Annotated in this window: 21 protein-coding genes; 8 read left to right on the top strand and 13 right to left on the bottom strand. The window is 59.3% G+C overall.

The genetic code is table 11. The annotated features are described in order from the left end of the window. Positions 1-57 precede the first annotated feature (57 nt). The 3 genes from ACR0KS_RS05585 to ACR0KS_RS05575 all read left to right on the top strand — a co-directional run bounded on the left by ACR0KS_RS05585 (position 58) and on the right by ACR0KS_RS05575 (position 2,464). Complete coding sequence (locus ACR0KS_RS05585) at positions 58-765, top strand: DUF484 family protein (RefSeq protein ID WP_170386213.1); 708 nt, start codon at positions 58-60, stop codon at positions 763-765. Further along, entirely contained in the window at positions 762-1,682 is a 921-nt protein-coding gene (locus ACR0KS_RS05580; RefSeq protein WP_170565651.1) for a tyrosine recombinase XerC, read from the top strand. The genes ACR0KS_RS05585 and ACR0KS_RS05580 overlap by 4 nt, the downstream gene beginning before the upstream one ends. Before the next feature lie 68 nt (positions 1,683-1,750). Then, the gene (locus tag ACR0KS_RS05575) at positions 1,751-2,464 is read left to right on the top strand and encodes a CDP-alcohol phosphatidyltransferase family protein (protein WP_170565654.1); all 714 of its coding nucleotides are present in this window, start codon (positions 1,751-1,753) and stop codon (positions 2,462-2,464) included. Here ACR0KS_RS05575 and ACR0KS_RS05570 read toward each other — a convergent pair. The 7 genes from ACR0KS_RS05570 to ACR0KS_RS05540 all read right to left on the bottom strand — a co-directional run bounded on the left by ACR0KS_RS05570 (position 2,449) and on the right by ACR0KS_RS05540 (position 10,317). Further along, the gene (locus ACR0KS_RS05570) at positions 2,449-2,916 is read right to left on the bottom strand and encodes a hypothetical protein (protein WP_170565657.1); all 468 of its coding nucleotides are present in this window, start codon (positions 2,914-2,916) and stop codon (positions 2,449-2,451) included. The genes ACR0KS_RS05575 and ACR0KS_RS05570 overlap by 16 nt on opposite strands. A 76-nt stretch (positions 2,917-2,992) precedes the next feature. Further along, positions 2,993-3,448, bottom strand: a complete 456-nt coding sequence (locus ACR0KS_RS05565; RefSeq protein WP_170565660.1) for a methylated-DNA--[protein]-cysteine S-methyltransferase — start codon at positions 3,446-3,448, stop codon at positions 2,993-2,995. A 117-nt stretch (positions 3,449-3,565) separates the two neighbouring features. Further along, the gene (ileS, locus tag ACR0KS_RS05560) at positions 3,566-6,469 is read right to left on the bottom strand and encodes an isoleucine--tRNA ligase (RefSeq protein WP_170565663.1); all 2,904 of its coding nucleotides are present in this window, start codon (positions 6,467-6,469) and stop codon (positions 3,566-3,568) included. 236 nt (positions 6,470-6,705) lie between these two features. Further along, positions 6,706-7,416, bottom strand: a complete 711-nt coding sequence (locus tag ACR0KS_RS05555; protein ID WP_170565666.1) for a VIT1/CCC1 transporter family protein — start codon at positions 7,414-7,416, stop codon at positions 6,706-6,708. 54 nt (positions 7,417-7,470) lie between these two features. Further along, positions 7,471-8,460: a YcjF family protein gene (locus ACR0KS_RS05550; protein ID WP_170565670.1), complete on the bottom strand. Its 990-nt coding sequence runs from the start codon at positions 8,458-8,460 to the stop codon at positions 7,471-7,473. Further along, positions 8,453-8,908, bottom strand: a complete 456-nt coding sequence (locus ACR0KS_RS05545) for a GNAT family N-acetyltransferase (protein ID WP_170565673.1) — start codon at positions 8,906-8,908, stop codon at positions 8,453-8,455. Before ACR0KS_RS05545 ends, ACR0KS_RS05550 begins: the two co-directional genes overlap by 8 nt. Beyond that, positions 8,905-10,317, bottom strand: coding sequence for a YcjX family GTP-binding protein (locus tag ACR0KS_RS05540; RefSeq protein ID WP_170565677.1), 1,413 nt, complete (start codon positions 10,315-10,317; stop codon positions 8,905-8,907). Before ACR0KS_RS05540 ends, ACR0KS_RS05545 begins: the two co-directional genes overlap by 4 nt. Before the next feature lie 107 nt (positions 10,318-10,424). Between ACR0KS_RS05540 and truA the strand changes: the two genes are divergently transcribed. Continuing rightward, complete coding sequence (gene truA / locus ACR0KS_RS05535) at positions 10,425-11,201, top strand: tRNA pseudouridine(38-40) synthase TruA (protein WP_170565680.1); 777 nt, start codon at positions 10,425-10,427, stop codon at positions 11,199-11,201. On the opposite strand, the gene ACR0KS_RS05530 is transcribed toward truA, so the two are convergent. The 4 genes from ACR0KS_RS05530 to ACR0KS_RS05515 are packed head-to-tail and all read right to left on the bottom strand — an operon-like array spanning position 11,194 to position 14,893. Beyond that, positions 11,194-12,138: a HoxN/HupN/NixA family nickel/cobalt transporter gene (locus tag ACR0KS_RS05530; protein ID WP_170565683.1), complete on the bottom strand. Its 945-nt coding sequence runs from the start codon at positions 12,136-12,138 to the stop codon at positions 11,194-11,196. The genes truA and ACR0KS_RS05530 overlap by 8 nt on opposite strands. Continuing rightward, positions 12,123-12,824, bottom strand: coding sequence for a DUF1007 family protein (locus tag ACR0KS_RS05525; protein WP_480693146.1), 702 nt, complete (start codon positions 12,822-12,824; stop codon positions 12,123-12,125). The genes ACR0KS_RS05530 and ACR0KS_RS05525 overlap by 16 nt, the downstream gene beginning before the upstream one ends. Positions 12,825-12,842: 18 nt before the next feature. Then, positions 12,843-13,661, bottom strand: coding sequence for a thioesterase family protein (locus tag ACR0KS_RS05520; RefSeq protein ID WP_480693145.1), 819 nt, complete (start codon positions 13,659-13,661; stop codon positions 12,843-12,845). Next, on the bottom strand, positions 13,658-14,893 hold the full coding sequence (locus ACR0KS_RS05515; RefSeq protein WP_170565686.1) for an acyl-CoA dehydrogenase family protein: 1,236 nt from the start codon (positions 14,891-14,893) through the stop codon (positions 13,658-13,660). The genes ACR0KS_RS05520 and ACR0KS_RS05515 overlap by 4 nt, the downstream gene beginning before the upstream one ends. Positions 14,894-15,020: 127 nt before the next feature. Between ACR0KS_RS05515 and ACR0KS_RS05510 the strand changes: the two genes are divergently transcribed. Next, positions 15,021-15,956: a 2-hydroxyacid dehydrogenase gene (locus ACR0KS_RS05510; protein WP_170565690.1), complete on the top strand. Its 936-nt coding sequence runs from the start codon at positions 15,021-15,023 to the stop codon at positions 15,954-15,956. Between the two features lie 7 nt (positions 15,957-15,963). Here the strand turns inward: ACR0KS_RS05510 and ACR0KS_RS05505 are convergent, their stop codons facing one another. Beyond that, positions 15,964-16,320 (bottom strand): hypothetical protein, encoded by a 357-nt coding sequence (locus ACR0KS_RS05505; protein WP_170484474.1) that lies wholly within the window; start codon positions 16,318-16,320, stop codon positions 15,964-15,966. Positions 16,321-16,493: 173 nt separating this feature from the next. Here ACR0KS_RS05505 and ACR0KS_RS05500 point away from each other — a divergent pair, with 173 nt between their 5' ends. From ACR0KS_RS05500 to ACR0KS_RS05490, 3 genes are all read left to right on the top strand, one after another. After that, entirely contained in the window at positions 16,494-17,327 is an 834-nt protein-coding gene (locus tag ACR0KS_RS05500; RefSeq protein ID WP_170565693.1) for a bifunctional allantoicase/(S)-ureidoglycine aminohydrolase, read from the top strand. Positions 17,328-17,416: 89 nt separating this feature from the next. Further along, complete coding sequence (locus tag ACR0KS_RS05495) at positions 17,417-17,740, top strand: hypothetical protein (protein ID WP_170414229.1); 324 nt, start codon at positions 17,417-17,419, stop codon at positions 17,738-17,740. Positions 17,741-17,794: 54 nt separating this feature from the next. Then, positions 17,795-18,781 (top strand): glyceraldehyde 3-phosphate dehydrogenase NAD-binding domain-containing protein, encoded by a 987-nt coding sequence (locus ACR0KS_RS05490; protein WP_170565696.1) that lies wholly within the window; start codon positions 17,795-17,797, stop codon positions 18,779-18,781. A gap of 36 nt (positions 18,782-18,817) precedes the next feature. Here the strand turns inward: ACR0KS_RS05490 and ACR0KS_RS05485 are convergent, their stop codons facing one another. After that, positions 18,818-20,245, bottom strand: a complete 1,428-nt coding sequence (locus ACR0KS_RS05485) for a nucleobase:cation symporter-2 family protein (RefSeq protein ID WP_170386162.1) — start codon at positions 20,243-20,245, stop codon at positions 18,818-18,820. Between the last annotated feature and the right edge of the window lie 13 nt (positions 20,246-20,258).

Genomic DNA, 20,258 nt, shown 5'->3' with positions numbered 1-20,258 from the left:
GCAAATTCGCCAAGCCGTGTTATAACGCGGCAAAACATAAAAAAGACCGGACGGGACATGAGCAGTAATACCAAACTCAAGGACACTCTCCGCGAGGCTATTCTGGCCGAGCCTTACGCCGTGTTGGATGACAAGGACCTGATGCAGGCCCTCGTCACTGCCAATGAGGAAGCACGCGGAGACAACATTATCGACCTGCGCGGCATAGCCATGCAAAGGCTCGAAGCGCGGCTGGACAGGCTCGAGGACACCCACAAGTCCGTCATCGCCGCAGCCTATGAGAACCTCGCAGGCACCAATCAGGTCCATCGCGCGATCCTGCGCCTGCTTGAACCCGTTGATTTCGAGGGCTTCCTAAGCACGCTTGGCTCTGACGTTGCTGATATTTTGCGCGTTGACCGCATCACTCTGGTTCTGGAAACAGCCGTCGTGCAGGAAGACCCCGCGATCGAAAAGATGGGCGGTGTGCTCGCCGTGGTGGAGCCCGGCTTTGTAGATAACTACCTGACCTTTGATCGCAGCGGCCCGGCTCGTGAGGTCGTCCTGCGCGAGATCATTCATCCCACGCATCGGATATTTGGCAAAGACGCCGATCATTTGCGGTCCGAAGCATGTCTACGCCTGGACCTGGGTGAAGGCCGATTGCCCGGCATGATCATCATGAGCGCGAAGGACCCAAATCACTTCTCGCCGCAACTGGGCACCGATCTATTGACGTTCTTCTCGGGCGTCTTCGAGCGTTCGATGCGCAACTGGCTGTCGTGAGCCTGATCTCTCCGGCCTGCCGCGATGCATTGCAGCTATGGCTGGACAGCCTGGGGGCGCTTTCTGGCAGGTCAGAGAACACGCAAACAGCCTATCGCGGGGACGTGACCGACTTCCTGTCCTTCATGACTCTGCATCATAACGAGCGTTCGGGTCTGGCGGCCCTGTCTCGGATCACCGTGTCAGACATGCGTGCGTGGATGGCGGATCAGCGCGCATCTGGCGTTGGTGCGCGATCTCTGGCCCGCAAATTATCCGCCGTCAAAAGCTTTTATCGATGGCTGGCCGAACGCGAAGGGTTTGAACCCACTGCCGTTTTGTCTACCCGCGCCCCCAAGTTTACAAAGAAACTCCCTCGCCCAATCGCCGAAGACGCGGTTCGCGCAATGATCGAAACGGTCGAATTGCAGTCCGAAAATGACTGGGTTTCAGCGCGCGATGTCGCCGTTGTCACGCTTTTATACGGGTGCGGCCTGCGAATTTCCGAGGCTCTCTCGCTGAGCGGTGCCGACGCCCCTCTTGCCAAGGCGCTACGTGTCGTCGGCAAAGGAAACAAGGAAAGAGTCGTTCCCGTTCTACCAGCCGCCCGCGCCGCGGTGGACCGGTATCTTGAACTCTGCCCCCACCCGCAATCCAAGAACGAGGCGCTGTTTCGCGGCGTGCGCGGCGGTCCGCTGAACCCCAAGGCCGTTCAAGGCGTCATGGCCCGGGCGCGGGCCCAGCTTGGCTTGCCAGCGACTGCAACACCTCACGCATTGCGGCACAGTTTCGCAACCCACCTGCTGACCGCAGGAGGCGATCTACGGGCCATTCAAGAGTTGCTCGGCCACGCCTCGTTGTCGACAACCCAAGCCTACACTGCCGTAGACACTGCACGGTTGATGGAAGTCTATAATCGCGCCCACCCCAAAGCCTGACGCATGGCAACTCGCGTCAACCGGGCTTTTGGTTTGCATCTGGGCCAAGCATCGTTCAAGAGACACGCATGACACTCAGATTCAAAGCTCTTTCCGTCCACCTCTTCACTGCGACCGGCGCCGTATTTGCAATGCTGGCAATGTTGGCCGCCGTAGAAGAGAAGTGGAGCCTCATGTACCTGTGGCTTGTGGTTTCCTTCGTTGTAGACGGTATCGACGGCCCTCTCGCCCGGCACTACCACGTCAAAAAGAACGCCCCCGAATTCGACGGAGTTCTTCTGGATCTGATCATCGACTATCTGACTTACGTGTTCATCCCGGCCTTTGCGCTGTTCAAATCCGGCCTGATGGACGGATGGACCGGCTGGTTCGCAATTATCGTGATCACCTTCGCCAGCGCCATGTACTTCGCAGACACACGCATGAAAACAAAGGATAATTCCTTTTCCGGCTTCCCCGGGTGCTGGAACATGTTCGTCATCGTGGTCTTCGCGCTCGAGCCTAATTTTTGGGTTATCCTGCTGCTTGTATCGTTGTTGTCGCTGGCGATGTTCCTGCCGCTCAAATTCGTTCACCCCGTGCGCACCGAACGCTGGCGCAGCCTGACCTTGCCGATGGCGCTTGCATGGACGTTCTTTGCAGGCTGGGCCGCATGGGTGGATTTCCACCCCGAAAGCTGGGCGCATTGGGGCCTGGTTGTTACCAGCTTGTATCTGGTTTCAGCAGGCATCGCGCAGCAGGTGATCCCGCCGCGCAGAAGCCGGGATTACAAAACTTCCTGAACCTCGAATTCAGTCCCATTATGGGTAAACACGTCACCTTGCCGAAGCCCCGTCATGGCCAGATAGATCGGGCTTTGGGTCGATATACCCATGTAGGTCTTGCCATCGACATCGAACCGAGTGGTCGAGACACAGACCACGAAACGGCGATTGTTGAACTGGACAACAGCACCGGGCTGCACCGTGTCAGTCACGCTGAAATCGGTATTTTCGATCACGTCAATCTTGGCATGATGGGCGTGAACCGGCGCGTCAAAAGCCGCGGCAAGGTCCGCATTCTCTCGTGACGCCGCGATGTCATCCTTATCGTGACCTTCGCGATCATCCAACTGCGAGTCCTTCAGAAACGCATCATAATGCGCCTGCGCAGTCGCAAGCTCCTGCGCTTCCAACGACATCAGGCGGTCGATGATTGCCTTCTTGCGGGCAGCCGAGTCTGATTGAGCAGTCATACCATTCGGTCCTTTGAATTCTCTATCTGATACAAGTTGGGCCTCAAGCACCGGGATTGCAACAGAAATCCGCGACTCAGATCAGCAAACCGGCGGCCCGTTCATGACGCAGCAAAGCGACCTTGGTCTCAACCCCGCCTTCGCCTGAGAAACCGCCCAACCCGTTCGCGGCCAACACGCGATGACAGGGGATGATCACCGGAATCGGATTCGCTCCGCAGGCTTGCCCAACCGGTTGCGGCGGTTGGCCCAACTCTTTGGCGATCTCGCCATAGGTTCTAGTCTCACCCAAGGGTATGGCAAACATCAGATCGCAGACTTGTCGCTGGAACTCGGATCCCGCAACACGATAGGGCAGATCAAACCGCTCTAACCGCCCCTGATCATAAGCCTTCAGTTGCGCCGCGGCCTCCTTCAGAACCGGCGACGCCTCACCCGCGTTTCGCCCATTCCAGATCAGACGCGTGATCGCCCCGTCCGTCTCTTCGACCCCAAGGCATCCAAATCGCGTATCAACAGCAATCATCGGCATAGCCAAATGCTGACCGCGTTTTGACAAAGGGCGCAACCCCAAACAGGTCGCGCCCCATGCTTCTTCTGTTCATAAATACTTCGGAGCGCGAGGCAGAGCCTCGCAAAATCCCGAAACTTATCCCAAAGCCTCGTTGCAGCGCCCACACACGCCGTCATGCGCATGGCGCCCCACATCCGGCAGGATTTTCCAGCAGCGTTGGCATTTTTCGCCCTCGGCTTTTTCAAACACCACCGCAACACCTTCGATCTCTGGCACACGGAACGCCTCGGCCGGGGCTGGATCACCGGTGACGGTCAAGCCCGAGGTGATGCACAGATCATCCACGTCGAAGGTCGCCAGCAGATCACGCACCTCGGTGTCTTCGACATGCACGATCGGTGCGGCCTCAAGACTTGAGCCGATGACTTTCTCCTGACGTTGAATCTCCAGTGCGGCAGTCACAGCACGGCGGACGCGGCGGATCTTGGCCATGCTGGATTCAAGGTCAGCATCGCGCCAATCAGCAGGCGTATCCGGGAAATCCACCAGATGGACCGAGCTGTCATCGCCCGGGAAACGCTCCAGCCAGACCTCTTCCATGGTGAACACCAAAACCGGTGCCAGCCACGTGGTCAGACGGTGGAACAGGATGTCCAGAACCGTGCGCGCAGCGCGGCGGCGCAGGTTGTCACCATCGCAATACAGCGCATCCTTGCGCACATCGAAATAGAACGAGGACAGATCGACCGTAGCAAAAGTAAACACGGCGCTGAACACGCCCTGGAAATCGAACGCGGCATAGCCCTTGCGCACCTGTTCATCCAGCTCGGCCAGACGGCTCAGCACCCAACGTTCCAGACGCGGCATATCTTCGGGCGCGACCCGGTCGGCTTCGGTGAAATCTGCCAGCGAGCCCAGCATGAACCGCATGGTATTGCGCAGGCGGCGATAGCTGTCGGCGGTGCCTTTCAGAATCTCCGGCCCGATCCGCTGGTCGGCGGTATAATCGGTCTGAGCCACCCACAGGCGCAGGATATCGGCGCCGTATTGCTTCACGACCTCCTCCGGCACGATGGTATTGCCCAGTGATTTGGACATCTTGTTGCCCTTGGCATCCAGCGTGAACCCGTGTGTCACCACGTTGCGATAAGGTGCGCGGCCCTTGGTGCCGCAAGCCTGCAGCATCGACGAATGGAACCAGCCGCGGTGCTGGTCTGTGCCTTCCATATAGACGTCGGCGATGCCGTCCTCGGTGCCATCCTCACGGTCACGCAGAACGAAGGCGTGGGTCGAGCCTGAGTCGAACCACACATCCAGGACGTCGAACACCTGATCATAGTCTTCGGGGTTGGCGATGCCGTCCAGCATCTGTTCCTTGAACCCTTCGGTGTACCAGATATCCGCGCCATCCTTCTCGAATGCCGCCTTGATGCGAGCGTTCAGATCGGCGTTGCGCAGCAGGTAATCCGCGTCGGTGGGCAGAGCGCCTTTCTTAGTAAAGCAGGTCAGCGGCACGCCCCAGGCGCGCTGACGCGACAGAACCCAATCCGGGCGGGCCTCGATCATGGAATACAGACGATTGCGACCGGTCTGCGGAGTCCATTTGACCAGCTCGTCGATGGACCGCAACGCACGTTCACGGATGGTATCGCCCATCTCGCCCATGCCATCGTCCAGCTTGCGGTCTACGGATGCAAACCACTGCGGCGTGTTGCGATAGATGATCGGAGCCTTTGAGCGCCACGAATGCGGATAGCTGTGCTTGATCTTGCCACGCGCCAGCAACCCGCCGACCTCGACCAGCTTGTCGATGACGGCTTTGTTCGCGTCACCCTCACCACCCTTGCGGGACAGGATGTATTTGCCGCCAAAGAACGGCAGATCGGCGCGGAAGCTGCCATCGTCCATCACGTTATAGGTGATGACCTGTTCCAGCATCCCCAAGTCGCGGTACAGCTCGAATTCCTCCATCCCGTGCGAGGGCGCACAGTGGACGAAACCGGTCCCTTCGGTATCGGTCACAAACTCAGCGGCGCGGAAGTCGCGGATGTCGTCCCATTCGCCATTGCCGCCCTCGGCCCCGGCTAGCGGGTGGGTCAGTTGGACGCCCTCCAGCTCATCGGTGGTCACGTCACGCACGCGGGTCCACTGGTCGTCGTTCAGGCGCGCACGACCCAGAACGTCGGCGGCCAGATTATCGGCCAGCAGGAACTTGTCACCCACATTGGCCCAGCATTCGTCGGGCGCGCCTGTGACTTCGTAAAGGCCATACGAGATGTCCTTGCCGTAGACCACGGCCTTGTTTGACGGGATCGTCCACGGGGTCGTCGTCCAGATCACGACAAACGCATCATCCAGATCGCCCGCATTCACGACCTTGAACTTCACCCAGATGGTGAAGCTTTCCTTGTCGTGATACTCGACCTCGGCCTCGGCCAAGGCGGTTTTTTCGATGGGCGACCACATCACAGGCTTTGACCCCTGATAGAGCGTGCCGTTCATCAGGAACTTCATGAACTCGTCGGCGATCACAGCCTCGGCGTGATAGTCCATTGTGATGTAGGGATCGGCCCAGTTGCCGGTGATACCCAGACGTTTGAACTCTTCCCGCTGGATGTCGATCCAGCCCTCGGCGAACTTGCGGCATTCCTGACGGAAATCGACGACGTTCACTTCGTCTTTGTTCTTACCCTTCTTGCGGTACTGTTCCTCGATCTTCCATTCGATGGGCAGGCCGTGGCAGTCCCAGCCGGGCACGTAACGCGCGTCGTGGCCCATCATCTGATGGCTCCGCACGATCATGTCCTTGATGGTCTTGTTCAGCGCGTGGCCGATATGCAGGTGACCGTTCGCGTAAGGAGGGCCATCGTGCAGCGTAAAGGGCGTGCGGCCTTTTTTCTCGCGCAGACGGTCATAGACGCCGATCTTCTCCCAACGCTCCAGCCATGCGGGTTCGCGTTTGGGCAGGCCAGCGCGCATGGGGAAATCGGTTTTGGGCAGGTTCAGCGTATCTTTGTAATCAGGTGTTTCGGCGCACATTGGGGGCGTCCTTTGGATGATCTGGTCGTCGTGTGGATCGAAGCGGTCGGTGCGAAGTCTCAAACACCTTTGCCCGGCGTCTCAGGATATCAGAGCGCCGGGGATATAATTCGGATAATGATGGCCATCCGGTCATACATGGCGGCGCTTATAGGACGCCCGCATCGGATGGTCCAGAGGTTCCGCCCCCTGCGGCGAATGGCGCGGGTTGCCTTGCCTGTCGATACACCAGCCCCTTATGGGTGGAACAACGACCCCACAAGATATGCGATCAACGCGGCCGCACCGCCAATCAGCAGCGTTTCGATCCCTGACCGCCACCAAGGGGCCAGCGACCAACGGCTTTTCAACGCGCCGATCGCAAAGAACACACCCATCGTCATCCAGACAGACACCGTGAAAGCGTTCTCGACGGACAGCAAAAACGGCAAAAGCGGAATCATCCCTGCAACTAGAAAAGCCATGAATGTCGCCATCGCAGCTTTGAAAGGGTTCGGATCAACGGTTCCGAGGCCATATTCGCCCTCGATCATAAGATTTATCCAGTTCTCATGGTTGGCCGTGATCGCATCGGTCGCTTCGTCAAGCACGCGCCCCGAAAGTCCCTTTTGCGCCAGAATTTCACGGACTTCTTGACGCTCACCGTCAGGGTAAAGGCTGATATGGCGTTCCTCGATCACACGGATGCGGCGGATGTTGTCCAACTCGGCCTTGGTGCCCGAATAATTTCCCGCAGCCATTGAGAAACCGTCTGCCAATACGTTGGCCAAGCCCAGCGCGACAATGACAAACGGAGATAAACCCGCTCCGGCCACGCCAGCTACGATTGCAAATGTAGTCACGGACCCATCAATGCCGCCGTAGACCACATCACGCAGTACCCCCCGACCCGGAGGAGCATTGATCCGTTCCGCTATTTCCTGATGGCTGTGTCCGTGCTCGGTCATGGCTGGCTCCGGCGCTGTTATGCAGGCCAGCAGACAGGAATACCTTGCGCTAGGTCAAGTCTTGGAAAACAACCCCGTCAAAGCCCGTTGAACCATCGCTCGGGTCGATGGCTTGTGCTGATCCGAGAATGGCAAAGGCCGACAGACTTCCATCGCTGCAACGCCGACGCGGGCACTTAGTGCGCCGTTTACCAACCCCTCGCCAAAACGACGGGACAGTTTACTGAGGACCGAGCCACCCAGAACCGGCTCTAGCAGATCGTCGCCGACTGCCACCGCGCCAGTGGCCACCAGATGCACGAACACAGCGCGCGTTAGCCGCCATCCCCCCAGAAAACCTGCCCGACCCCCGTAGATTTCAGCAATTCTGCGGATCATCCGAAGCGACGCGGCCAAAGCCGTTACAACATCCGCCAAAGCCAGCGGAACCAGAGCCGTCACGGTCGCAACCTGACGCGCTGCGGCCTCGACCTCGCGGCTGGCGGCAGCATCCAGCGGGGCCAGCAGTTCGTCCTCGGCCAGTGTCAAAAGGCCCGACGCGTCGAATTGTTCGCCCATACGCTCGTTCAACCGGTCACGGCCCCATTTCGTTTCGTCACGGCCCTTGTAGAAATTGATCAGTTTTTCTGTAACGTCGCGGGACTTTTTCAAATCTTCGTCGGCCAGCGCTTCGTCAGCAGCCCGGCGCAGGCCATCAATGCGAGACAACCGGCCAATCGCGGCCAGCTCGCGAACGGCGATAAGCAGCGCGACGAAAACCAGCGCGCCGAACAGCCCCGTTACGACCCAACCCAGAACAGGTGAGCGCAGCAAAAGTGACGTGGCAAAATCCCAGGCGGCGATGGAAACGACAGCACCCACCGCTGCAACGGCCAAACCCCAAAACCACCGAGACAAGACCGAAGGCTTTTTGGCCGCCAATCTGACCGCCGTTTGCATGGCCTGCCCCTGCACTGGCGCGACATCCGGTACCGGCGGCGCAGTAGACACGTCAACCGAAGGCTCTTCGGCGTCGAGATCAAAAACAACCGGACCTTTAGCCATCGACAGCCTCGCTTCTTTTCCAGACGTATTTGATGTCCGGCAGGTTTTCGTCGTTATCCGCCCCGTCGCTTCGGGCGACTTCGGCAAACCCGTTACGTTCGTAAAACCGACACGCCCGCAGGTTTAGCTGAAACGCAAACAGGGACAGTTCGGCCCGCTTGGACTTGGCGTCGTCCAACAGACGTTGTCCGATCCCACGCCCACGAGCCTTGGGTGCCAGATACAGGGAATGAACTTCGCATTGGTTCAACGCCAGAAAACCTACGATGCCCTCATCGGTTTCCGCAACGGTTACCCAGTCCTGATCAATCATCCGACCGCAAAAGGCTATGGTCTCGGCGCGCGAATGCAATTCCGGCATCCACTCATGCTCGAGCGCGAAACCATGCAGGATTTCACCGGTCGCACCGGCGTCCGTGCTGCGGGCTGGACGCAGGATCACGGTCATAGGCGGTCTCCTATGAGGAACTGCGCGGCCCTATCCAAACGGATATGGGGCGGACCATCCCCCGGTCGCAATGACAGTTGGGCTGGCTCAAATGCCATGAAGCCATAATCGGCGTCCAACCACGCACCTGCGCCGTCACGGGCCGGCCCCAACAGGCGGGCGGGGTCTTCGGGCAACTCACCGGGATAGAAGGCCGCGTGTTTTCCATCGGGCAACGTACCGCGCACACATGGAAGGTCTGCCCCCTGATGGGACCGGATTTCTTCGGTCGTCGCGCGTAGCGCAGCCAGTGACAAAGCCGCCGTTTGCGCACCGGCAAAATTCGCACGATCGCGGGCGTCGCGCGTTAAAGCCTCCATGATATTGGTCAGGCGGGGGTGCTGCAGATGATGCAGGTGATCGGCTTTGGTCGCGGCAAAAAGGACACGCTCGACCCGTTTCCCCAGAAGAAGCTGGCTCAGCCACGCGTTGCGACCCGGTCGGAAGGCCGACAGGATATCCGCCATCGCGCGCCGCATGTCTTCAACTGCCTGCGGACCCTTGTGGATTGCGCCCAGCGCGTCCACCAAAACGACCTGACGATCAATTCGTGAGAAATGATCGCGAAAAAACGGCTTTACGACCTGAGATTTATAGGCCGCGTACCGGCGTGCCATCTCGTGGTGAAGGCTGCGCCGCTGGGCTTTGCCTTCAACGGGCAACGGCGCAAAGGTCAGAACCGGAGACCCCGACAAATCGCCGGGCAACAGGAACCGCCCGGGCGTGCAGTCATAGTATCCTGCGTCCCGCGCCGCGTTCAGGTAATCCGAAAAGGCCTTGGCCAACGACAGCGCATTGGGTTCGTCATGCTCGGCCTCAGGCTCTGCGGCCTTGGCCAGCGTCAGAAACGCGTCGGCCTCGGCGCGACCCGCGATGCGGTTCAGCGTCTCGGTCGACCACTCCTCATAAGACTTGTCCAATAGCGCCAGGTCCAAAAGCCACTCGCCCGGATAATCCACAATATCCAGATGAACCGTCCGCGGCCCTTGTAGCCCAGACAGCAGACCGGCGGGGCGCACCTTGAACGACAGGCGCAGCTCCGACACCGCACGGGTGCTGTCCGGCCAATGTGGTTGCGGGCCGGTCAGGGCCGCCAGATGGGTTTCATAGTCGAACCGAGGCACTGTGTCGTCAGGTTGCGGCTGAAGATAGGCGGCGTTGATCCGACCCTCGCGCTGGGCCACCAGACCGGTCATGCGGCCACGGTCCTGCAAATTGGCAACCAGCGAGGTGATGAACACCGTTTTGCCCGACCGCGCCAATCCGGTGACGCCCAGACGGATAACCGGCTCGAACAGGGCTTCGGACACGCTGTCGCCGACACTCTCAAGGCCGCGCACCAGACTGTCTGACAGGGAAGAGATGACCAAATTGTCGCCCCGCTTTTTTCGTTTCTCTCAAAATAGGTAGCACGGACCTGACATACCAGCGCTTTCCCGCTCTTGCCCGTTGCGGTGCGGCGCGTTACCAGCAGCCCATGCCAAGATACGCACTGAAAGTCGAATACCAAGGGGAGCCGTTCGCCGGATGGCAGCGGCAAAAAGAGCTGCCCTCCGTTCAGGGGGCAATCGAACAGGCGTTGTCGCGTATCCAGCCCGGTGCCCATACGATTGCCGCCGCCGGTCGAACGGATGCCGGGGTGCACGCGCTGGGACAGGTTGCCCATTGCGATCTGACCAAAGAGTGGGACCCGTTCCGCCTGTCAGAAGCGTTGAACTATCACCTGAAGCCGCAGCCCGTAGCGATCGTGAAAGCCGCACGGGTCGAGGATGACTGGCACGCCCGATTTTCCGCTGTGGAACGTCAGTACCTATTTCGCATCCTGATGCGCCGCGCGCCCGCGACCCATGACGCCGGACAGGTCTGGCAGATCAACCACAGGCTGGATGTGGACGCCATGCAAGCAGGTGCAGATACACTGATCGGCCGGCATGACTTTACGACATTCCGATCCTCGATCTGTCAGGCCGCCAGCCCGGTCAAGACTTTGGACGAATTGAGGGTTGAACAGGTTCAGGGCTTTTCCGGCCCCGAAATTCACTTTCACGTCCGCGCCCGCTCTTTCCTGCACAATCAAGTGCGCAGCTTTGTCGGCACGCTGGAACGTGTTGGCGCGGGGGCATGGACACCCGAGGATGTGCGTGTCGCCCTGCAAGCAACAGATCGCGCGGCTTGTGGTCCGGTATGCCCTCCGCAAGGGCTCTATCTGGCGCGGGTCGGTTACCCTCAGCCGGTTTTTGACGAGCTCACATAGCGCGCAGCAACAGTCCGCTGGCAATAACGGCAATCATCAGCCCCGCAACCAGTTCGATGGTCGGGGCCAGCACTTGCGCGAACCGCGTGGCCGAGGCCGAGGCAAGCAATCCACCGCGCAGCCCCAGAGATGTCCAGCCGACCAGAGTCGTGACCATCGCCGTTCCCAGTGCCATTGCAAACGCCCCGGCGATCCCGACCATCGCGATACCCATCTGCCACGTCAGGATCAGCACAAACAGCGCGCCAGTGCAGGGCCGTGCCGCGATACCGGCGATCAGGATCAGCGCCTCGCGCAGGCTTCCGACATTGGCAACCTCCTCGGCGGTGGGGCCGTGGCGGTGGCCGCAATCCGAACAGACTTCGCCGTTATGGTGATGATGGTCGTGATGGTGGTCGCCGTGGTCGTGATGATGGTGATCGTGGTGGGATGTTTGAGATTTGTGTCGCCTTGCAAAGCTCCGCAAGGCTCGGAAAACCAGCCACAACCCGATTGCAACGATGGCGCCATAGCTTATGGGCGCCATAACCTGTTCGGTCGTTCCCACGAGGCTTTCCCGTGACATCTGGAACACCAGAACACCCGCATAGACAAGCACGATCGCGGTCACGGCCTGCCCAAGACTCGACAACACACTGATCGCCGACAAGCGCCAGAATGCGACGCGGCGACCCAAACCGTACCCTCCGATCAACACCTTGCCGTGCCCCGGACCGATGGCATGGAAAAACCCATAGGCGAAACAAACGGTCAGCAAGGTCGCGACAGCCTCGGGCTGTTCGGCACGGGCGGCCCTCAAAGAGCGGGCGATCTGGTTCTGGAAAGCGCGCTGCTCACCAGCCGCCCAAGCAGCAAGCTGGTCGAAGCCCCCGCTGCCCCAGAACCAAAGCAACAAACCAATGGCCAGAGCGACCGGTACAATCAGGTATTTGGACATGAAATACGAATCTCGGTCGCAAAATTTTCGCCGACGAGCGGGATATCATTTTCTTCAAGGTCGTAGTCGGCGTCCAACGTGCGCAGGAACGCCTGCATCTGGGCCAACTGCCCATCAATATCCGGTTCGATCCGGTCAATCTGACACGACTGCGACCCGGACACAGTAACGGGACGCGTCACTTCGTAGGCGGTGTAATAGGTTTCATCAAAGGCTTTGGCCGTCAGGTTTGCCGCCGATGTCGCTGCGCCCTCAACCGCCCTGAGATGGGTCGTGACGATACGGCCATCCTCGGTCGTGGCTGACGCCTCGGACGGGCCGGACAAGGCAACTTGTGTGCCATCTGCCCACACGATGAGATCGCCGTTATACCCCTCGACCCACTGCGCATCGAAACCCGCAAGAAAACTTTCCTCGGCAGGGGTCAGCACGCCGTCCGCGTCCTGATCCAGCTTCATATCCTCAAGAACCAAAAGAGAATAAAACTCATCATAGGCCCAAGTGACGCGCACATGTGTCAGGTTGCCGGTGTCATCCACGATGAACTCCAGCCCCGTGTCGATAAAGACGTGAGGGTGGGTCAATGCCGGGATCGGCACCATACAAGCCAAAAGGGTTACAAACCAACGCATGAGCAGAAGATAGGATGCCCGCCCGCGTCGGGCAATGCGTTTTGCATCAAGCATGCGGATTCCGACCATCAATCAGGTGGGCGGAAACAGGATCAGCGTTTGCAGCGCCGCGCCAATCGGACCTTCCGTGTCATACAGCACCGCCTGAGACATTCCGATTCCTGAAGGCTGCCAGTGGCAGACGGAATCAGAAGCAAGCCAATCCGACACAGGTTCACGATGAATCTGCACGGTCAAATCCGTATTCATGAACCCCATCTCAGTCGTCGGCGCGTTCCAAGAAATCCCGTTGGCGCAGTCGGCCAAGGGGCAAAGCGCCTGAATCGGGGACTGAGCTTCCCCCGGCAGCAACGGCGGGGTGCGCATCCAGATCGCCTTTGGACCCGGCCCCGGGGTGCTGTTTTTCGGATAGAGAACTTCGGAATAGTGGGCGAAACCGGTCAGCTTGTGGCGCGTCTCGCCAATCGGGAAGAGGCCGGACACCGCCCCCTCCAGTTCAGGTGGGTCGATAGACACATTCGGAACCGCGCCCAAGTCCCGGCGAACCAGATGCATAGTTGTCGCCTTGGCACACAAGGTGTCGTCCAGATCATGCACCGTGACCCGTGTCGTTGCCATGGTCTTCGTGTGGCGCTCGGTCTCTGCTGCCACGCGCAGCCCGGACAGCGGCATCGGGCGCAACATGTCAATCGTCAGCCGGGTCAGCATCTTGTCTGGCCCGACCTCAGTTTCTGCGGCGCGTGCGACAAGGCCGGTGACCGGTCCGGCGTGACAATGGTCAGCGGACCAGGGACCGCGGGCCGCTTCGTTGCCGACAAATACTCCGTCCGAGCGAAGTTGAAAAAATGCCTCTTGGCTCAGGTCGCGATCGCCGTACATTCCTGTCTTCACACCTTTTCCTGAGTGTATTTTTTCAACTCGGTACGTGCGACCTGACGGCGGTGCACCGCGTCCGGCCCGTCCGCCAAACGCAGCGTCCGCACATGTGTCCAGGCCGAGGCAAGCGGAGTGTCCTGACTGACGCCCTGCCCGCCGAACATCTGCACGGCCTCGTCGATCACCTTCAACGCGACCCGAGGCGCCACGACCTTGATCTGGCTGATCCAGGGCGCTGCTGCGCGCGCGTCACCCTGATCCATGTACCATGCGGCCTTCAGGCACAGAAGGCGCGCCATCTCAATTTCCATCCGACATTCCGCGATGATGTCGAAATTTGCACCCAACTGCGCCAGCTTCTTGCCGAATGCCTCGCGCTGCAGCGCCCGCTTGCACATTTTCTCCAACGCGATTTCGGCTTGCCCGACTGCCCGCATACAGTGGTGTATACGACCTGGCCCGAGACGGCCCTGCGCGATCTCAAACCCGCGCCCTTCGCCCAGCAAGATATTCTCTGCCGGAACCCGTACGTTGGTAAACCGGATATGCATGTGCCCGTGTGGGGCGTCGTCGTGACCGTAAACCTCCATCGGGCGCAGGATTTCGATTCCAGGCGTGTTGGCGGGAACAACAATCATGGACTGACGCTGGTGAACCGGCAGTTCATCTCCGCCGGTTTTCACCATCACAATATAGACCTTGCAACGCGGATCCCCTGCACCTGACGACCACCATTTCTCGCCATTCAGAACATAGCTGTCGCCATCCAACTTGCAGGACATGGCGATATTCGTCGCGTCCGAAGACGCCACCTCGGGTTCAGTCATCAGGTAGGCAGACCGGATTTCGCCTTCCAACAACGGCTTGAGCCATTCCTGTTTCATCGCGTCCGATCCGTAACGCTCGAACACTTCCATGTTGCCAGTGTCGGGGGCCGAGCAGTTGAACACCTCTGCGCCCAAAGGCGTCTTTCCCATTTCCTCGGCGAAATAAGCATATTCAACAGTGGACAGACCAAATCCCTTGTCGCTGTCTGTCAGCCAAAAATTCCACAGACCGGCGGCCTTGGCCTTTGCTTTCAAGCCTTCAAGGATTTCAGCCTGCCGCTCTGTGTACTGCCAACGGTCCCCCTTACCGATTTCCGCGTGATACTCCTCCTCCAGCGGCATGATCTCATCGCGGATCATGTCTTTGACACGCTGCAACAGCTTGTTGTTCTCATCCCGCAGACCGAATGACATATTCATGGGTTTTCTTCCTCCGACCCGGTGTCCGGGCTTTACCTTTGAACCGAGAATGACTTAGCTGCCGTCACGATGTCCAGTTGGGTGACGATACGTCACTTGAAACAAATAGCTACAAATGGAGGGCCAAATGGGGTTGTTGATCGAAACAGGGCTGTCCGACTGGATAAGCGACAGCGACATTGCCCGCGAAATCCGGCAATTACACCCCGGTATGGACGTGAGGACCCGGGATACAATCGGTGACGCCAGCGACATCACGATGATCGCCGTCGTCGGATTAAAAGATGATCAGCATCAACAGCTTCCGAATCTGAAACTTGTTCAAAAACTGGGTGCCGGGGTGGAGACAATTGTTGGCCATCCGAACCTGCCCGACCACATTCGCGTCGCACGCCTTAAACCGGATGCCCCAGCGCAGGGCATTGCCGAGTGGTTTGTGACCTATATCCTGCACCAACAGCGACACGTCTCATTTCACGAGGCGTCCCAGCGCAACGCTGAATGGCTGCCCAAGGCACCGGTTTATACACCCGAGAAAACCGTCGGGGTTCTGGGCTTGGGACATATCGGTGCGCGCAGCGCTCTGATGCTGCGTGCGATCGGGTTTAACGTCATGGGCTGGAGCCGCTCACCCAAACAACTTGACGGCGTGACGTGCCTGCATGGGGACGCGGCCTTGCCTGAATTGTTGGGCCAATGCGACCATATCTGCGCGATCTTGCCGTCGACCGCACAGACCATCGGATTGTTCGATGCGGAAATGTTGGCGACCATGAAGCCGGGCAGCCATCTGCTGAACGCTGGGCGGGGTGATCTGATTGACGAAACGGCGCTGATCTCGGCTTTGGACAAGGGCACGCCGGGACACGCGGTTCTCGACGTTACATGCACGGAACCATTGCCAGCGGACAGCCCGTTATGGGCCCACCCGAACGTATTGATCACCCCGCATGTGTCGGGGTGGCATTTAGGTGAAGCACTAGGCGATGTGGCCGAGAACTTTCAGCGTCTGACGACCGGTAAACCCCTGCTGCATGAAGTGGACCGCGTGCGCGGGTATTGATCTTTTATCAGGGCGTCAGAATCCAGGCACCGCTTGCGTCCTGACACCTGCGGGTTCTGACCTCTCGGGTCTGGTCCGTACCTTCGGGTTGGATGAAGTGTTGGAAGTGCACGCAATTGTCGCGCACGTCGCGGACACGGATGGTTCCCTTTGACCCCGAATCCTGATTGGACCAATTGCGTTCTGTGCCCACCGAAGGCGCACCATTTGCTAGCATCGAATCCGCTGTCGCATTCACCACATTGAAGTCTGCCGGGCTCAGCCCCATTTCCGCGATGATTCTGGACAATGGTTTCGCGTGAACGGCAGTTCCCGCACATACAATCGTTGCAAAGACCAATGCTGTGAACGCATGAGGTTTCATAAACACCTCGCCTTTCTGAAATGACTTCGCCAATCAGACTATACCGCCTGCAATGGGCGGCCAAGTCCCCTTGCGACCTTCAAATAATCCCGAACAAACCTATTGCGACTCTGCCGCTAGAGGCGAAAGTGCAATCCCAGCATAGTGCCCGAAACACGAGTGAGAGGCACGAAATGGCACAGCCAACATATTATGCGCCAACCGGCGGTCATCCTGGTCAGGATCAGCTTTTGACCGACCGCGCCATGTTCACCGACGCATATGCCGTGATCCCGAAGGGCACGATGAGGGACATCGTAACCAGCTATTTGCCGTTCTGGGAAAACACCCGCCTTTGGGTTCTGTCCCGCCCCCTCAGCGGTTTTGCCGAGACGTTCTCTCAGTACATCATGGAGGTGCAGCCCGGCGGCGGCAGCGACCGGCCCGAAACAGACTCAAACGCACAGGGTGTTCTGTTCGTGGTCGAAGGGGCCGTGACATTGACCTTGGACGGGGCTGTCCACGTCCTTGAAACCGGGGGATACGCCTATATTCCGGCCGGATCAGACTGGACCCTGCACAATCGCGCCGATGAAACCGCGCGATTCCATTGGGTTCGCAAGGCCTACGAAGCTGTCCCCGGCCTGCCAGCCCCCGATCCGATCATCACGAATGAGCGCGACGTTGCGCCGATCCCAATGCCCGGAACCGAAGGGCGCTGGGCGACAACCCGGTTCGCGGACCCTCAGGACCTGCGCCATGACATGCACGTCAATATCGTGACGTTTGAGCCCGGCGGCGTCATCCCGTTTGCTGAAACACATGTCATGGAACATGGCTTGTATGTACTAGAGGGCAAAGCCGTCTACCGGTTGAATCAGGACTGGGTCGAGGTCGAAGCAGGCGATTACATGTGGCTGCGCGCCTTCTGCCCTCAGGCCTGTTACGCCGGTGGGCCGGGCAGATTCCGCTATCTGCTATACAAGGACGTGAACCGGCACATGCCGCTGTCTTTAACCAAACGTTGACGGCAAATCGGCTTTTTCCCGCGCAGGGCTTCACAGAAGCGCTTGAATCTGGTGAAATAACACCTGTTTTTAGCACTGGAGATTGTTCAATGGTACTGCGCGGATCAATGCTGGCACTGGCGGCAACAGTTGGCCTGACTGCTTTTCAGGCAACCCCTGTTGTCGCCAAGGAAGAAACCAAACAGGTTTTCGTCATGAGCCGCACCTGGGCGGTGACGCAGATATCGGATGCGCCGGTCGTGTATCGCGCGACGCGGGACAACAACAATCTGAACCCCTTTGGCCCGCCACCGCGCCTGCGTACGCTTCAGGCCGCTGCCGCGATTCAGCAGGCCACGGGATGCAGACCGATTATCGGCAGCATGTATCAGAACATCTCGGGGCAGTTCTTCTCGCAAGTCAGCTGCAACTGACCCCGGGATCAAACGGGCATTGAGGTCGGCGCAACGCGCTGCCATAGCTTGCGCATGAAACTCGCGATTAACGGATTCGGTCGGATCGGCCGCACGATCCTGCGGCAGCTTCTGGCACAGCCGCAGGACAACGACGTTGAGCTGGTGCTGATCAACGATATCGCACCGCTTGAGACCTGCGCCTACCTGTTCAAATACGACAGCACGTTTGGCCCCTACCCCGGCACAGTCACGCAAGGTGATGCAGAACTGGTGGTAGACGGGCGCACGATCCCGGTCACGCACAGTTCGGACTTGTCGCAGGTGGACCTGTCCGGCGTTGATGTCCTTATGGACTGTACCGGAGTTGCCAGAACCTCGGACGTGGCCAGTCAGGGTCTAACTGCAGGGGCAAGCAAGGTGCTGATTTCTGGCCCTTCCCCCGCAACTGAGGTCACGATTGTTCTGGGCGCGAACGAAGATCAACTGGGCACGGCTCGGATTGTATCGAACGCATCCTGCACGACCAACGGTCTCGCGCCCTTGGTCAAGGTTCTGGATCAGATCGGGGGCGTGGCCTCGGCGCATATGACCACGATCCACTGCTATACCAACAGCCAGCCGATGGTTGACGCGCCGCGCGGCGATCTGGCCCGGTCTCGCGCGGGGGCATTGTCGATGGTGCCGACCACCACAAGCGCCACGCATCTGATTGACGAGGTATTGCCCCACCTTGCAGGTCGCATTTCCGGTGCTGCGGTTCGGGTTCCGACGGCCAGTGTTTCGGCGGTTGATCTGGTTGTGACTCTGGCACGGGGCATGACGCCCAAGTCGTTCGATGCAGAATTGCGCGCGGCGGTGTCATCCTCGCCAGTCTTAGGCTGGACGGATGAGCCGCTGGTCTCGTCCGACCTGCGCACACGCCCCGAGTCTCTGGTCATCGCTGGCCCCGAAACACGTCAGATCGGCGAAAACCAAGTCCGTGTTTTCGGGTGGTATGACAACGAATGGGGCTTTTCAGCCCGGATGCTGGACGTGGCGCACTTAATGGCCCGAGGATGAGCGGACCGCAGAACGCTGCGATCCGCTATCTTTTGACTATTCGCCCGGCAAGCTGCCCGACCCATGCCCGGACATCCCGCCCGAGACTTCTTCGGTCGCCTCATCCGCCAGTTCGTGCGGCAGGATCAGGTTCAGGACGATAGCGATCAGCGCCGCCGGCAGCAGGCCGCTTTTCATCAGGATGCCCAGCGTATCAGGCAGGTGCTGAACCGCGTTGGGCTCAAGCTGCAAGCCAAATCCGATCGACAGCGAGATCGCAAAGATCACCATGTTGCGCCGGTTCCAGTCCACGTCAGACAGCATCGAAACACCGGCAGCGACGACCATCCCGAACATGACAATCACGCCACCGCCCAGCACTTCGATGGGGACGGTACGAATGATCGCCCCGACCTTGGGCACAAGACCGCACAGGATCAGGAAAAGCGCGCCAATCGTGACGACGTTGCGGCTCATGACACCGGTCATGGCGATCAGCCCGACATTCTGGCTGAAGGAGGTATTCGGCAGGCCGCCAAACACGCCAGCCAAGGCTGATCCGAAACCGTCCGCATAGGTGGCCCCGGCGATTTCCTTGTCTGTGGCTTCGCGCCCTGCCCCACCCTTGGTGACACCAGACACATCGCCCACCGTTTCAATCGCCGACACAAAGGCCATCAGGCAGAAACCGATGATCGCCGCGAACGAGAACTCGAACCCATATTTGAAGGGCACCGGCAACGCGAAGGAGGCCGCGCGATCCCAACTTGTGCCGATCGCCTCGAACGTGACCATCCCGACCATCAGGGCATATGCGTAGCCAGCAACGAGGCCAATCAGGACGGCCGAGACAGACAGCATCCCACGCGTGAAGAACTTCAGCGCCAGCGTCACGATGATCACGACCAGAGCCGCCGACCAGTTCAGGGCCGACCCATATTCTGGTGTCCCAATGGCCGGAACACCTCCGGCTGCGTATTGGATACCGACTTTGACCAGCGCCAGACCGATCATGGTAACCACCAGCCCGGTGACCAAAGGCGGCAGCGCAAAGCGGATTTTGCCAATCACAGTGCCCAGCAAAGCGTGGAACAAACCGCCCACGATCACCCCGCCAAACAATGCCGCCAGACCATCGACACCTTTACCCGCGACCAGCGGGATCATGATGGGAAGAAAGGCAAAACTGGTGCCCTGCACGATCGGCAACGCGGCACCGACCGGCCCCAGAGTGACTGTCTGCAACAGCGTCGCGACACCGGCAAACAGCATCGACATCTGGATCAGATACAGCAATTCAGGAAAGTCCGGCGAGTTGGATCCAAATCCGAACCCAGCCGCGCCTGCCACGATGATCGCGGGGGTGACGTTGGATACGAACATCGCCAAGACGTGCTGGATGCCCAGCGGAACCGCCTTGTGCAAAGCCGGAGTATAGTTCGGGTCTCGAAGCTGTTCGGGGGTCCCTATTGAAGTGTCAGCCATGAGTTACTGTCCT

The organism is Ruegeria sp. BC7 (genome assembly GCF_056539165.1).
The sequence above is the reverse complement of the archived record's forward strand: the minus strand, read 5'-3'. Positions and strand labels throughout refer to the sequence as shown.